The sequence below is a fragment of the Legionella fallonii LLAP-10 genome (genome assembly GCF_000953135.1).
GTDB classification, from domain to species: domain Bacteria; phylum Pseudomonadota; class Gammaproteobacteria; order Legionellales; family Legionellaceae; genus Legionella; species Legionella fallonii.
The window spans coordinates 61,503-77,448 of the sequence record NZ_LN614827.1 but is presented as its reverse complement, the minus strand read 5'-3'; the positions used below and the strand labels follow the sequence as shown (position 1 = coordinate 77,448).

Sequence of the window (15,946 nt, the reverse complement as noted above, 5' to 3'; positions counted from 1 at the left end):
AGAGCATTAAGTACGAGCAGTAAAAAACTAAAATTTAATATTCCTTATAAAAAATGACAATGAAATCATCTAAAATGATTCGGCGAAAAATCGTCGTCGCTCTCAATTTCTTCATCGTCTGAATCAGGCATTGGATTGACTCTTCTCACGGAGAGCAACTTGGATTGAAACGCATCAGACCAAGTATTAATAGCAAAAAAACGACAAAGCGATTGGGTATGCCGGGGTATCAATTTTCTCGTCATTAATATTTCCAAATGGCCTAAAAACGTCTCAATTTGCTTTGTTGAATATTTGTCTTGCAGATAAGATACCGCCTGTGGCGATAATCCATCTAATAACTCACTAATTACCTTATCATCAAAAAATTGTTTGGGAGAATGCAACATCGTGGGTAATAAAGTTGCTTTAGCAACATTCGTATACATGCTTTCCAATGCATTAAAACCACTTAAATCATAATGCTCTAAATTTTTAAGTTTTCTGGAAAGAGAACGGAGCAACTCTATTGAATAAGATGCGCGCCAATCCTGTAGAGCATTAAAAAAACCAGGTTCGCTCTGTAAAGGGACATTTCTTAATTTCAAATTGGCCACCACAGCAAATAGACCGACAAAGATGCAATTATCAATCAACAAATTAAAGTATGGATTGGTATTGCCATCTAATACATGATCCTTCATATAGGAGCTTAAAAAGTAAGAACTCCCCACTAATAAGGGCAAACTATTAATTCGAAGAGTGGATAAACGCATTAGATCGTTTCTACTCATTGCCCCATCTACTATTTCATAGCCCACCCATATTTTGCAAAAAAATTTGGTTATGTAATCTTCAGGAAGGAACAGATCAACTCCCTCGTTTACTATAATCCCACCGATAAACTCTAATCCTTGTAGTGCTCTATTGAAACTGGAATGGAACGCACCCAAATCATACAGGCGTGCTCGTGGAATGTCGTCGTCCAGACTCCCTTGATTTAATAAAAGTGGCGTTGTAGCTGTAAGTCCTGCTGTTCTTATGCCCCCCCGAATAGCGCGAGAAGTGATAAAAGAAAGAAATAATACATTCACAGCTGCTGCAGTAAGCATTACACCATTGCGATAGACAATAGCCTCTTCAGGAAGATCGTCTTCATACTGAGATAAGCCATCTTGTAAATGACGATTTAAGGAAAAAGCTAAAGCGGCGGGTAAAAAATCGGTGACTGAAATGTGAAATAAAGATTTTGCTATAGTTGTTACCCCATCCGGTAGTAAAGAAGAGGTCGATTGTACTAGTGCTGAAGAAAAGCTCATTAAATTTGCACTGACATGAGTAATGTACTTTCTAAGTTGAGTCAACATCCTATATTCCTAAAAAAGCTTAAGCCGCCTGATTTAAATTAACTATAAGTTGTCGATTATATTGAAGAAAAAAATTATGTACAGAATACACATGGTAGAACCACAAACACGTAATGGCGGCGTAGGTCGAGCAACAAATTGCTCGACGTCAAAGAGGAGAGTTGCACATAGATGGGTAATTGTTAGGGATTATTTATCGCTGTGGAAATTACAAACATAATAAATCCTTAATCTAATCGTTATGGTTGATTAGGTATTACAAACAGCCTGCAATCCCTCATTTCCTAGATTAATTAAATTGATTTGGGTTCCGGCTTCGGCACTTACCGAGATGCTGCTGTTATTTTTTACCGTTACTGTAGTCGCATGACCTGTAGATAAATTTTTGCCATTAATAGTTCCTTTATTTTTTAGAACACTTATTTTAATTTTACCATGGGATCGCTTGCTACCTTGAATAGTACAGGTTGCATTGATAGTCCAAAGGGTATTATTGGCTAGAAGTTTAGTTTCATTAGGGCTCAAGTTAATTGTCTTTTGCGCATGGGCTTGCGAGCATAAAAAGCCAATTAAAAGAACAATTGATAAATGAATGTATTTCGTCATAATTTTTCCTAATAAAATTAATTAAAAGCCAAGATTGATAGCCTAGTTACCCTTGCTGTTTTCATAAAAAACAGAAAAACTGAGCATATTATAACCATTTTTACTTAAGGATTTATTAAGAATTGTGTAATTTAAGATCAAGCCATCAGCTACTAGACAAAAGCAAAATTTACTGTTGCAATAGGGCATAAAATCTGGAATTAAGCTCTATATGACTTAATGCATTTTGATTACAGGGAGTAATAATGCACCACTATGCCGCTAACCGCTTGCTGTCTCTTTTATTATTGTTGTTTACCTTGCCCCTATTTGCCGTGCAAACAGGAAGCTCGCAGATGCGAGGAAAACAATATTGTGAAATTATTGTGTCAAAATTAGTTACTAACTATGCCATTTACAATACTCTGGGAATCAATGACTGTCCAACAACAATGTGGAATAAAGTAACAGAATCCCAAGTTAAAAAAGAGACGGGCTCATCCTTTGTTTATTTAAATGGACCTCGCTATTGGGTAATTGATGGATTTAATAATCCTGCGGCAAATAATGCGGCGAAGAAAACCATTAGTGGCATTAAGATGCAACATGCAGGACAACTTTATATAAAATGGACCAATTTACTCAAAGCGAAATATCCCTATTACAGGCATGAAGTACAACGACAAACAACATGGCTGTTTGAAACAGGTAAACCGGTGTACGAACTGATTGATAATCATGGTGATATCTATGTCATGCTCTCTTATAGCGTGCGTAAAAAAAGCCAAACCGAAGGCTCTCTCGCACAATTGGGTGCGAAACTAACTCTACCTAAAGGTTGGAAATTCAAAACAGGTATACTAAAACAGGCAGAAACGATTAAATCGGCAAATAATGTAGCCATCATTATCCAGGACAACTTTGATAACACCTATCAAAAAGTTAGCCACGATTTTCTTAAAAATGCATAAAACTATCTACTAGGCCACATGCCGCGGCACAGCGAAATTGATGATGGTCAACAACCAATTTAAGCTAATGGGAAGAACACATCCGCTGGAAAATAAAGTCAATCACAACAACGCGGCCTCAATACTCCCTCAATAGACCTCGTTTCAAACTCGTGGTGGAGGGAAAGGGGCCTAATAAATTAAGATGCTATGAGCATTTCATTTTCTATGCCAAAATTCCCTCGCTTTTCCACAGGAATATTGTCTTTAGGACGATAATAGACCGCTTACATAACCGTATGCTTTTGTTTGATGGTTATGGTTATACAAGTGGCCTCATTTAATTAAGGAGGTAATTTGATGTTAGTTAAACGCAGTGCTTTAATAGTGATTCTAAGTCTTTTTAGTATGACAAATCTGTCTTACGCCCAAACAGAAAAAGAACGACTGATCGTTTCCAATTGCATGGTAAAAGCGCTAAAAGATACAGCCAATTTACTAGTACAAAATGATAAATTCAGCATGGTAGAGGTCTCTTTGGATGATAACACCCTTACTACTTTGCAGGAAAATAGAGCCGCCTGTGGTAAATTCCTTAATTTGGACTCTTATTATCAGAATCACTCGTTTGACCAGCGTGATGCCTATCGATTATTAAACCAATTATCATCAAAAAAAGCCACGACTCTAGCGCATACCTATTCGATTAATCATGATAAGCAAGTCATGCAATTATATAGCCTCATTGATGCCAGTAAAATTTGGCAAACGAACCAACACTTAACTAATTATGTCAATCGTTCGGCGACCCAAAGAACAGGAGCTGCCGCAGCCCGATGGTTTAGAAATCAATTTGACACAATGGCCCGTAATTATGGACGCAGTGATGTCGCTAGCTATTTGGTTAAAACAGGCTCCAAGTACAAACAGCCCTCTGTAGTGACAGTAATTGGCAAAGATAAAACTACTGATGCTATCGTCATTGGCGCGCATATTGATACTCTCAATGGCAATATGCCAGGGGCTGATGATGACTCTAGTGGTATTTCTGTGGGCTTAGAAATTGCTCGAGTCCTTTTGTCTTCTGAAGTGGTACTGGACCACCCCGTATACCTCATTGCTTACGCCGCAGAAGAGCGCGGGCTTGTTGGTTCCGGTTATGTAGTGCAATCATTTCTAGACAACAAGATCCCAGTAAAAGCAGTAATGCAGTTAGATCAAACGGGTTATCGTGCTAATCGCAAAGATCCAACTATCTGGCTGATGAAGGATTATGTTGATCCCAACTTGACTCAGTTTACCGCGGAATTACTAACCCACTATGTGAAAATTCCCGTTGCTTATACACAGTGCGATTATGCATGTAGTGATCATGTCAATTGGCATCAACAAGGCTTTAGTGCGTGTTATCCCTCGGCGACCACTTTAGAAAATGATAACCCATACATACACTCCCCTGAAGATAGGTTAGAAATACTTAATTTAGAGCATATGGTTAATTTCACTAAGCTTGGACTAGCATTCGCTGCGGAGCTTGGTCTCAACTAATGACTCTCTCTATAGAGGTTGGGACTATGCGAAGCGCAGCCCAACCTACGATTAAATAGAGGAGATAAATTACTTAAGCAACTCGGCTCATAGGAGTAGCTGTTTGTTCATCATGCTCATGAACCTCATCCTGTTGAACGGCAACAGATGCGAGCAATTGGATCAACCATAGATCTTGAGCATTATGAAGAGGAAAGTTGGTATCAGCAAAGAAACCAAACGCTTGAGCTGCTGTATTTGCTACAGTCTCTTCTTCTGGTTGTTCTTGATGATCATAAGCAACCATCAATTGCCCCTGATCTTCGGCATTTAATTGCTCCTCACTCCATGGTTCTATCTCGTGTACAACAATTTCAGGACGTATGCTATCGAGCATTGAGTCTAATAGGCTATTGAAACCGTTCTGTAAAGAACTGAGTACACTGTGATTACTTAGAATGAAAATCATTTCGTCCAAAAGTTCAAACACTAAATTAAAACTTAATCGAACAGTTAGATTTAATATGCTTTCAAACAAAGCAAATGCTTGTTGAGGAAAAGATATCTCCTCATTGAATACAGAACGGATGAGATTAAATGCAGAAAATAATAGTTTAAAACTGTTAACTAGCACTTGCAGAGATGCTTTCATAGCAATCCAAGCAAATTGAATGCCGAATTGAATCACAATATTGAGAGGAAGAAGCAGAGCAGTTAACAGGGTAAACGGTAGCGCAGCCAAAATCGTAGCTACAGCCCCTTTTTGTTCCCAAATGACTTCCGTAATCGTTTTTGTAGCACTAAAAAACTTGGGTAAACTGGTGGCCGTGAACAATAAGGAAATAAAATACACGCCAGTAATATGTGTCCAAGAAGGAATTGTTGCAACAAAATTAGGCCAAAAATAAACAATGTGCTGCAAGTGATCAATAAAATCATCAGTCAAAAGTTCTTTTAATTCGCTGCCTGTTCCTTGTATCGCCGCGATCAAATCATCAAACTTTTCATTTTCAGTTAATGACTTAGGTAAAATCTCTTTTAATTGCGCCACAATAGCTACAGCATCTAATTCATCAGTAGCCGTTAATCCACTCTTGATTTTATGCAAAAACTCAGCCAAAGAGCTACCATCTATCTCTTGCAAATAAGGTCGCATAGCCGCCAATTGTGCTGAAAAAGTATTAATAAAACGGAAATTCAATTGACCATTGGCAAATGTAGATAGAAGCAAGGTCATGAGGAAATTATTGCTCAGTCGACTTAACCATGGAACAGTATACGAAACGGCCGAAGTACCTACTTTAATGCCATCCAGTATACTTATAACTGTATCAACCCAATTACCCGAATTGACAACCATCGACTCACTATTCTCAACAAAAGCTTTCCCCAGAATGTTATCATCACCATTTAACAAATAATCTCTGGCCAGCACTATATCATTCATCAATATATTGCAGATTTCAGTAGGAATAGGAGGGGCAAAGCGTGTTTGCGCATCAGGATGAAAACGTAGAGCTCGTTTGTGATAAGCTTTCTTAATTTCCGCAGCGCTAAATATTAAACCAGCCCTAGAGACATCTAAATTTAATAGTTGACACATATCATTTTTGGTGATTATGGTAGGACCGTCGAAAATACTGCTGTAGGGGATAGGCATAAACAAACTCCTGACAAGAATCGAGCCCTATGGCTATAATTGGGTCACATTATACAAAACAAGGACTTTTGGATCAAGAGAAAGCAATACTGACAATAAAAATAACACTGATGAACAGCCTCTAATAAAGAATCTATTCATTTAAGGCTTGTTAATTAATTCACTACTATAATAAAAGCAACCGCTGCGCTTGTTTCCTCTGGCGTAGCAAAAGTAACTTCTCAATAACTGCGAGAAATACCACTTAGTTCGGGATGACCTTTTCCCCCGGGGTTATTGAGAAGTAACCAGCAAAGTTTATAAGTTAGTTTCTGTAAGAAATAAAATAACAACAGTTGTAGATTAAACTGTTTTTTACTAGGCGATAGTATATGAAACATAATTTACTAAAAGGACAAATTCCATTATTCATTACCTATTGGATCTTTGGAATTATTCCTTGGATAATTTATGGCCTGATAGGAATGGCGTTGAGTAAGTATTATTTAAGTATCGCCATCATCCCTTATATACAATTTTTATTTTATTTATATTTAATCTTCCCTTTTCTTTATTTCCCACTGATCTATATTGCGATTTGGAACAGCAGCACGTTGTATACTAAAAATAGACTATGGCCCATGCTCGCCAAAATATCGGTGTTTTTAGGTATTGTCTTCCTGAGTATAGGGGCTGTTATCATCATCCAAACGCTTATGCACAGCAACGATATAGAATATCAAATCAAGCGAGCAGTCAATTCGATTAATAAGACTGTCCCAAGAAAGATTGATGAGTCAACTAATATCGAAAAAGTATCGTTTGACAATAAGCTACTGACTTATCACTATAAATTAATTGATAAAAATAAATCAGAAATAAACACGATGTTCTTCTCTTTAGTGCTCAAAGCCCAACTGATTAAGACCGTCTGTAAAAACGCTGATCTAAAATACTATTTGTCTCGAGGTATTGATTTGTCCTACCATTATGTCGATAAAAATGACGAAGAGGTAAGCGATATATTGATTACCAAATATGATTGCAAGTAGACGTTTTATATCGGAATTAACGGGTCACGGCTTGATGAATGACGTCATAAACTACTTGGTTGCTTAATAATAACCGGCTTTCCAGACACTATATGCTCAGACTAACAACCCATTTATCTTAATTAGTTAAATGGCGTGGATATTATTTACAATTATCGTTCTTTTTCTTACTATGCTCAAAATTTATCTAATGGAGCCCTTCATGCCTGGTTTTTTTTCAACTGTTAACTCGCGCTGGCAAGATTATTCTGCTTTACGTGAAAAATATGCCGACGCAGTCCCTGTGCCTCAAGCCAGCTATTTTAAACCGCTGCGCTCTATAGATGCAGCAGCAACTTGTGTGATTCGCCCTATAGAGAAGCCGTTATATCTTGCATTTAATACTTTAGGCTTTCTTATTAAAGCTATTCTTGATTTAGCACTGTCAATCATTTTAGCTCCTTGCGCTCTAGTATTGACTGTCTTTGCGCCCAATTCCGACGTAAAAAGAGAAACTAATGCCGCCTTTGGTCTTGCTGCCGCATCGACTTTAGTGGATCTCGGCATGACGGCAGTTGCTTTATTTTCAACGGTTATGGCTCTCTTTTTTAATCCTTTGAATTTAGTGACTCGTACCGCCGCTACCCTAGTTGACGGCATTAACTCTGCTACTGAATCTTGTTGTGGTTTAACCATTGCCAGATTATGATATTGGACTATTATTAATAAGCAATGCTATTGAAATTGTAAATGGCCTGCATTCCTTGATAAATCCGGAATGCGGGAACATATTAGGCGCATCACTTAAAAAAAATACACATTCAGTCGCATATAAACAACAAGGATAGGTTAATGCAAGTAAAAGCAGCAGTGGCTTTCGCAGCGGGGCAACCGCTTGCCATTGAAACAGTTGATTTAGAAGGACCTCGTCACGGTGAGGTCATGGTAGAGATTAAAGCTACTGGGGTATGTCATACAGACGCCTATACTTTATCTGGCCTAGATCCCGAAGGAATTTTTCCGTCCATCCTAGGACATGAAGGAGCAGGAGTAGTTGTTGAAGTGGGTCCTGGCGTCAGTAGTTTAAAACCCGGGGATCACGTTATTCCCCTTTATACTCCCGAATGTCGTCAGTGCGAATATTGTTTATCGCGTAAAACAAATCTATGCCAAGCGATACGCTCCACCCAAGGACGAGGATTGATGCCCGATGGTACCTCCCGATTCCACTATAAAGGTCAGATGCTCCATCATTACATGGGAACCTCAACTTTTGCTAACTATACTGTTTTACCGGAAATTGCTTTGGCGAAAATTCGCCATGATGCTCCGTTTGATAAGGTATGCTACATAGGTTGTGGTGTGACCACGGGTTTGGGTGCTGTTCTTTTTACAGCAAAAGTTGAAGCAGGGAGTCGCGTTATCGTCTTTGGCTTAGGTGGTATAGGCCTTAACGTGATTCAAGGGGCGCGTATGGTGGGTGCAACTCAAATTGTTGGTGTTGACATTAATCCCAGCCGTAAAAAATTAGCAACCCAAATGGGGATGACTGATTTTGTCAATCCCAAGGAAGTAGGTGATGATTTGGTCGCCCATTTGGTTGAGCTCACTAATGGCGGTGCTGATTATACGTTTGAATGCATAGGAAATGTGCAGCTAATGCGCCAAGCCTTAGAATCGTGTCATAAAGGATGGGGAGTATCGACTATTATTGGCGTTGCCCCTGCTGGCCATGAAATTGCGACACGGCCTTTTCAGCTAGTTACAGGAAGAGTTTGGCAGGGCTCTGCATTTGGAGGAGCTCGAGGACGTACGGATGTTCCTAAAATTGTGGATTGGTATATGGAGGGTCGCATTAATATTGATGATCTGATCACCCATGTACTTCCCATTGAGCAGGTAAATGATGCTTTTGATCTGATGCATCATGGTGAATCGATTCGCACAGTGCTTACATTTTAAAAACATCATCAATAGATTTATGGACGATGGAGCAGGACTATGACTTATAAATTAATAGAAGCACATCAATGTTTTGAGGGAATACAAAGTGTCTATTCTCATTGGTCTGAAGAGACGCAAAGTGACATGCGTTTTGCTATCTATCTTCCACCGGCAGCACAACAAAAAGTGGTGCCTGTACTCTATTGGTTATCCGGTTTAACCTGTTCAGAGCAAAACTTCATTACTAAAGCAGGGGCGCAACGCATAGCGGCTGAACTAGGAATGGCATTGGTTGTTCCCGATACCAGCCCCCGTAATTTAAATCTGGTGGGTGTTGCCCCACAAGAGAATCTTGGTGAAGGTGCCGGGTTTTATGTTGATGCTACCGAAATGCCCTGGGCTGATCATTACCGCATGTACTCCTATATCAGTAATGAATTACCCCGTGTCATTAATGAAAATTTTCCTGTAGATAAGCGACGTTGTGGCCTTTTTGGCCATTCCATGGGTGGCCATGGTGCATTAACCATAGCCTTAAAGAACCATCAATTATTTCGTAGCCTTTCCGCTTTTGCACCAATTTGTGCACCAACCCAATCCACGTGGGGAAAAGATGCCTTTCAGCATTATTTAGGAGATAACCAACGCACCTGGCAGCAATACGATGCCTGTCACTTAATCAGAACCCACGCCTGGCCTCACGGTGAAATTTTGATAGACCAAGGCCTGGCCGATCCCTATCTTGTGGAGCAATTAAAACCAGAGCTATTTGAAGCCGCCTGCATGCAAGCCAACGTCACCTTAAATTTACGCATGCACGACCAATACGACCATGGTTACTATTTTGTTGCTACCTTTATTGAAGATCATTTACGGTTCCATGCCAAGAATTTACTTGGGTAAAAAAATGACCGAATCAAGAATAGCATGGACTCGGAGTAAAAGGATGACAGCCCTGAGCTTATAGCCGTCAAATTAAGGACGAAATGAGGTGCACTTCCCCAGCCTTCTTTCCTACTTCGGTGGGTTTGGAAAGAAAGCCATTTTTCCTACGCCATAAAGCCAAGCATAGACTATACTCTTATTTAAGTGCAGGAGATAAGACCTCAAAGGAGCGAAAGGTGATAGCCTTAGAAAAATTACTATTACTTAAGACGGTCACTCTATTCAAACAAACCCCAGATGACTTATTACTTCATATAGTGACCTCCATTGTTAAGGAAAAAAGAGCCAATGCAGGTGAGCTTCTTCTTGAAAAAGGCGGGGTTAATTCAACCATGTATATAATCGTGTCAGGACGAGTGAAAGTTCATGATGGTGAACGCGTGATCAAAGAGCTAGGTGAACGTGAAGTTTTTGGTGAATTATCTGCGTTGACTGGTGGTGCGCCAGTAAGCTCTGTCTCGATAATAACTGATTGTTTATTATTAACTATCAGCAGCACCGCATTATATGAGCTGATGAATTTTGATGCGGGGATTTCTAAAGGAATCATCCAAGCTCTTTGTAAAAGAACACAAGCGATGTCCATGCAGATCCAGGAGTTACTTAGAGGGTGAATAAAGTAGCTTAATTAAGGATAAACATGTTGCTAAATAATATTTATAATAAATTTCTGCGCAACATTGGCATAAAACGCACAGAACAAAGCAAGCTCTTATGGTCTTTACTGATGGCTTTTATAGCAGGGGGATTACAATGTTATTTCAGCTCCTTCCCTATGGCCTTGTTCTTAACTACCTATAGTAGTGCATCATTGCCAATGATTTACCTTGCCGTGGCAGGATTATCCGTGGTATTTGGCCTAGGCTATACCTTCTTTGAGTATCGTGTCTCCTTTAATCGACTTATTGTAGGTCTTACTGTAACTGTAGGCATCTTATGGACCATCTTAGGTGCTGCCCTAATTGGTATCAGTAACAAATTAATTATTGCCGTACTCATTATTTGGGCCATTTTGGCTTTTGACTTATTGGGACTAGCTATTTGGTCCGTATTCAATAGAATTTTTAGCTTGCAACAAGCTAAAAATACTTTTGGCGTAATCAAAGGTTGTCAAAGTATTGGAGGACTATTAGCCGGTCTATTATCCCCGATCTTACTTTTTTTTGTTAGTCTGAAATACCTCATTGTCGGTATTGGTTTATCCACTTTTGTTTTAGTGCTAGCCATGGTCACCCTGTTACGCAATGTAAAATCCTCCGAACCATTACATGGGATGAATACAGAAAAGCAGGATGAAAACCTTGAAGAGATAAACATTAGAGCTTTATTACACAATAAGTATGTTTTAAAAATATTTGCCCTCATTGCCCTGGGAGTTTTCTCGACTTATATCATTGCTTTAACCTTTAATACCGCAGCAGAAGCCAGATATCCTTCAGAAGCAACTTTGGCTGGATTTTTAGGTGTCTTTTTTGGTCTTGTCGACGGAGTAGATCTATTTTGTAGTGTCTTTTTATATAAGAAGCTATTAAAGCGTTATGGCCTGGCCGCTGCTTTATTTGTTTTACCCGCTCTAGGTATTCTGATCACCTTGCCTATTTTACTCTTTAATAGTATTCCAACACTGGCTTATCTGGTGTTTTGGTTGATTGTTAGTTTGAAACTTTCTGAAGATGGCATCAGAGCATCATTAACCCACATGGGTAATTTGCTGTTATTGCAACCATTTCCACCGAGAATACGTGCTTTTCTGCACTCTAAGAGTGATGTTCTTATTGTCGGTGTCGCCACTGCCGTAATCAGCACCTTATTAATACTCATTGTCAATTTTATCGGTGTCTCCATTGGATTTTTAACAGGTTTTGCATTTCTTTGTTTTGTCATCACCGTATTAATTCTCTGTACTCTTGAGTCCGATTATGTAACCGCTTTGATCAAGGCCATATCCAATCGCTATTTTGAGGGGAGTGAGTTGCTCTACCCAACTAAAGAAGATCTCCAACTATTAAAGAGCTGTCTATCAAGTCAACATTCTGATGAAGTGATTTATGCCTTGACAGTTATCGAGCGCATTGCTCCTGCAGAGCTGCCGACTGTACTGGGGACCATTATAAGATCGCCAGATCTAGCAGTTAGTGGCTATGCATTAGAGAAAATAAAACAATATCATTTGGTTCATTATTTTCCAGAGATTAGTTCCATACTACAGCAACACCATCCTGAAGCACTTAAAGCAAAGGCTTTGATCACCGCAGCTCATCTTGATTACGAGCAAACAGAGCAATTTGCTCGTCTTTTGTTGCATGATGATTTTTTACCGCTGAGCAGTGCCGCCTTAATTATCCTGTATAAGCAGAGCAAAGATCCTACTCTTAAAGCATTGGCTACTGATAAATTACATGAGCTGATGACGGCAACAGAGGAGGTTAAACGGGCTGCAAGTGCTTATATTATAGGGGAAATTGCACAGGAAGAAATAAATAAACTGCTCCATCAACTCATCACGGACAGTAGCGAATTAGTAAGGCGAAAAGCATTTGAGTCGGTGATTCACGCTCGTTACGCACCACTATATAACGATCTAATCCAAAACTTACATCTTTTAGGCATAGGAGATAATATTTCCAATGATTTTTTTAGAGGGAATCATGTTATTTTATCGGTCATAGACAACCATTTTGCCGACTATTCTCACGACGTTAAGACCAAAGCCCTTTATATCGTCAGCCAAATCAATGATAAACAGGCACAAAAATTTATAGAGCATTTTATTTTAAGCGAAGATGACACATTAAAGACTGCTGCATTACATGCATTAAGTCATTTTGATCAGTCTACAGAGCCGCGCATATTAAAAAAATTGTCCAGTGAAATTCTTTTCGAGGCCCAATATCTGCATGAGCAATACCAATATTTATTATCTACTCCTAATGTGACGCTTACAGCGCTATTAAGAGACGCATTACAACGAAAAATCCAGCTCTCTACTGAACGGCTTTTTTTAGCTTTATCTCTTTATTATGACCAAAACTTGATTGATAAGGCCATCAATGGCCTAGAAAAAGTCCGTGAAGAAGAAAAAAGTTATGCTTTGGAATTAATAGACACAACATTAGAAGCACAACATAAAAAGATCATTTCTCCCTTACTGGCCGAACTCTATCTTGCAGAATTACCAATCAATGCCGATTTACATTCTGATGCCTTTCATCGGGTATTGAAAAATAATATTATGCCAGCCGATCAACAATACATCAGTCTATTGACGTCTATGGCTTGTCTCTACGTCATTATTAAAGGCTCCATCCTGGTGTGCCAAACAGAAATTGAGAAATTACAACAATCAAATAATCAATTACTCCATGAAACCATTGAATGGCTATACAACGAGCCCAAAGAGCAATCAACAGAATAAAAATTATCTTAACTACCAGGAGTTTTTCCGTACATCACAGGTCAAAACCTTATTCATCTGGGGAAAACATGATCCCTTCATCATCCAAACAGGTGCTAAAGCATATCAACGTAATAATCCCTAAGCGGAGTTTGAATTAATTGATACCGGCCATTTTGCGCTAGAAACTCATTGCGAGTACATTGCTCATCGCATTATTGCAACGTTTGCTCCTCAAAGATGGATCGGGCTCTCCTAATCAATAAACCTTAAGCTTGCTGATTATAGATTGAGCCTGATATAAAAATTATCACCAGTGAATGAGCATATCAAACACTGGTGCATTTATCTGCTCAAAGCGTCCTGGTAATTTCAGCACACCGCTATAGACCAATTGACGTTGATTGCGAGGATTTATTCAAACTAGGTACAGGCTCTTGACGTCCCGTTTGATGGCCGAAAAGACCTAAGTTATCTAAGGAGGCACTAAGATTCGGCGACTGCACTGTTGCTATAGCCGTAGCCTCTACGCCACTCTCTATCATCGGTCCCTTTATTGAGATAGAAGCTAAACTGCTGCTTTCTACCCTACTTGTTGGGAGACGGTGCTGCAATGTGGCAATGATATCTTGAACAGATGATAATTTTTTACTAGTAAGTGCCTTTCCATGTGTATTCATTATAGTCGTTGCCCGAACATGTAGATCCGCAGCACCCCCAACGTTGTTTGCAGATAACAATTGTTGAGCTTGCGCACACAACGCCTTAATAAGGTTAAATACTATTTTTCCTTGAAGATCCATAGGCCGTTGTTCGGAGGAAAATCTACCCAAAATGACTAAGGCGGTATCTGCGGCAGTAATCGCTTCGGAATACAACCCGTTATGCAGATAGGAAACTGCTAAATTAGAATATAATGGCAGTTCTTTTGAAAGATATTTACCAGAAAAACCCACTAGATTATAGATTTCTAATGCTTTTTTATAGGCATCAACCGCTTGAGGTATCTTCTTATTTTTATATAAAGCATTTCCTGCTTCTTTCCAGCTAGCCGCCAAATATTCTAATAATCCTTGGACCTCATTATGTTCCGCTACAAACGAAGGGGGTAAATTAGCCCTCACTTTTAATAATTCAGCATGGATATTATTAAGCTTTGCAATGACCCCATCCACATTAGTAGAAGTAAGTACAACTTGATGAGAGGAATTATGACACTCAGCAAAAGCTTGGCAAGCTTTTACATAACTTTGACGAGCCTCTATTTCTCTTAGAATTGGAGCAATAACAGTTTGTTGATCTGAACTTGCACTTAACAGCACTTGCCTAAACTTTAATTGAGCGGTATCAAGGGTGCTAATGAATGATTGTTTCAATCTCTCCGCCGCTTGAATAACTTCTTGCTTATGCTCCTTAAGGGGGGTGCTCATTGTTTGCAGATATTCGGCTGAGTCAAAATAATGGATTTCATTATCAAAAATTACTGCATGATCAAATAAAGCATTTATTCGTTCCAATCCATCGTGAATACCGTGTGCCAAAGAATAATCAAAGTCAATTTGGGCATCACCTAGAGCAATTACAGTGGGTAAATTTGTCCCTTTATAGGAAACTTCTTTCAATGCTTGGGCATTAGAAGTAAATGATAAAAATCGTGGTTTAGGTGATGGAGGCAAATGTTCATAGCGGATGGGCTTTGTATAACATTCAAGAACGGTTTGTACCCAATTATCGTAGTTTTCTTTAGCAAGACCATCAGGAGCATGTAAATACAAACACACCTTATCCTTACCAAACTCCCTGCCATAACAACGTGGAAATTTAAACTCCTTCCAACCTAAAGCTCTTAACTTAACAATCGATTGCGCAAAAGACGATGCATCTATAGTTTCTGGGAATTGATTAATGAGCGTGCTATCTCGTTCAAATCGTTCCCAGTCGTCTTTGCTTATTTTTACGTAAGCAAGAAAATGATTACGAACAGGAAGATCCGTGATTGTTGTCAGTTGTAACGGTGATTCAGGAATGGCGCTGTTTACTGCGGCAACGACTTCACGTCGAGCGCCCGTACAATCAAAAACATAATTAGCTTCAACACGCTCTTCTGCCCCATCGTTATCAACAATAACACCAGGATGTATCGCATCCTGATGCATGCGTAAAAAACGTTTTTTTTCGATTGTAATACCTAATCGTTGGGCTTCTTTGTATAACGCTCTTTCTAGATCTTTAATATGGCCTACTTTATCGTCTGGCCAAAATTTAATGCCAAGCCCCTCTTGCGCTCGAGCAAAGACATTGCGATTTAAATGCCCTGGTCGCATATAATTACCAGCACGAGGATCATAAATGACAACGTCCTTAACACCTTCTTTTCGCAATTTAATTGCTGTATACAAACCTGCAGGGCCAGCCCCAATAATTACCTTTTTCATAAAACACCTATGGAATTAATAAAAACTGAATGTTCATCAATTGTTTTTTTGGAAACATAATAAAGCATTAAGATTAAGGGTTTATTAATTGCCCCATATATTAACTTTATTGACCAATAAATTAACATCTATTTCTGATAAGAAAGTCAC

At 39.0% G+C, this 15,946-nt stretch carries 12 protein-coding genes; 8 read left to right on the top strand and 4 right to left on the bottom strand.

The window, feature by feature from the left end; translation table 11 throughout:
• Positions 1-65: 65 nt before the first annotated feature.
• Both LFA_RS00310 and LFA_RS00305 read right to left on the bottom strand, forming a co-directional pair.
• Positions 66-1,346 carry a hypothetical protein gene (locus LFA_RS00310; RefSeq protein ID WP_045094422.1) on the bottom strand — a complete coding sequence of 427 codons (1,281 nt, stop codon included), beginning with the start codon at positions 1,344-1,346 and terminating at the stop codon, positions 66-68.
• 249 nt (positions 1,347-1,595) lie between these two features.
• Entirely contained in the window at positions 1,596-1,952 is a 357-nt protein-coding gene (locus tag LFA_RS00305; RefSeq protein ID WP_045094421.1) for an S-Ena type endospore appendage, read from the bottom strand.
• A 245-nt stretch (positions 1,953-2,197) separates the two neighbouring features.
• Here LFA_RS00305 and LFA_RS00300 point away from each other — a divergent pair, with 245 nt between their 5' ends.
• Positions 2,198-2,902, top strand: a complete 705-nt coding sequence (locus LFA_RS00300) for a hypothetical protein (protein WP_045094420.1) — start codon at positions 2,198-2,200, stop codon at positions 2,900-2,902.
• A 339-nt stretch (positions 2,903-3,241) separates the two neighbouring features.
• Positions 3,242-4,429 (top strand): M20/M25/M40 family metallo-hydrolase, encoded by a 1,188-nt coding sequence (locus tag LFA_RS00295; RefSeq protein ID WP_045094419.1) that lies wholly within the window; start codon positions 3,242-3,244, stop codon positions 4,427-4,429.
• Positions 4,430-4,502: 73 nt separating this feature from the next.
• Here the strand turns inward: LFA_RS00295 and LFA_RS00290 are convergent, their stop codons facing one another.
• Positions 4,503-6,068 (bottom strand): J domain-containing protein, encoded by a 1,566-nt coding sequence (locus LFA_RS00290; RefSeq protein WP_045094418.1) that lies wholly within the window; start codon positions 6,066-6,068, stop codon positions 4,503-4,505.
• Between the two features lie 371 nt (positions 6,069-6,439).
• Here LFA_RS00290 and LFA_RS00285 point away from each other — a divergent pair, with 371 nt between their 5' ends.
• The 6 genes from LFA_RS00285 (at position 6,440) to LFA_RS00260 (ending at position 13,382) form a co-directional block, all read left to right on the top strand.
• Positions 6,440-7,099, top strand: coding sequence for a hypothetical protein (locus tag LFA_RS00285; protein WP_045094417.1), 660 nt, complete (start codon positions 6,440-6,442; stop codon positions 7,097-7,099).
• 202 nt (positions 7,100-7,301) lie between these two features.
• A complete protein-coding gene (locus LFA_RS00280) occupies positions 7,302-7,787 on the top strand; it encodes a hypothetical protein (protein WP_045094416.1) in 486 nt (161 codons plus the stop codon).
• A gap of 143 nt (positions 7,788-7,930) precedes the next feature.
• The gene (locus tag LFA_RS00275) at positions 7,931-9,040 is read left to right on the top strand and encodes an S-(hydroxymethyl)glutathione dehydrogenase/class III alcohol dehydrogenase (RefSeq protein ID WP_045094415.1); all 1,110 of its coding nucleotides are present in this window, start codon (positions 7,931-7,933) and stop codon (positions 9,038-9,040) included.
• Positions 9,041-9,079: 39 nt separating this feature from the next.
• A complete protein-coding gene (fghA, locus tag LFA_RS00270; RefSeq protein WP_045094414.1) occupies positions 9,080-9,925 on the top strand; it encodes an S-formylglutathione hydrolase in 846 nt (281 codons plus the stop codon).
• 83 nt (positions 9,926-10,008) lie between these two features.
• Complete coding sequence (locus LFA_RS00265; RefSeq protein WP_084602068.1) at positions 10,009-10,581, top strand: Crp/Fnr family transcriptional regulator; 573 nt, start codon at positions 10,009-10,011, stop codon at positions 10,579-10,581.
• A 26-nt stretch (positions 10,582-10,607) separates the two neighbouring features.
• Positions 10,608-13,382: an MFS transporter gene (locus LFA_RS00260; RefSeq protein WP_045094412.1), complete on the top strand. Its 2,775-nt coding sequence runs from the start codon at positions 10,608-10,610 to the stop codon at positions 13,380-13,382.
• A gap of 362 nt (positions 13,383-13,744) precedes the next feature.
• Here the strand turns inward: LFA_RS00260 and LFA_RS00255 are convergent, their stop codons facing one another.
• A complete protein-coding gene (locus tag LFA_RS00255) occupies positions 13,745-15,796 on the bottom strand; it encodes an FAD-dependent monooxygenase (RefSeq protein WP_045094411.1) in 2,052 nt (683 codons plus the stop codon).
• Positions 15,797-15,946: the final 150 nt, after the last annotated feature.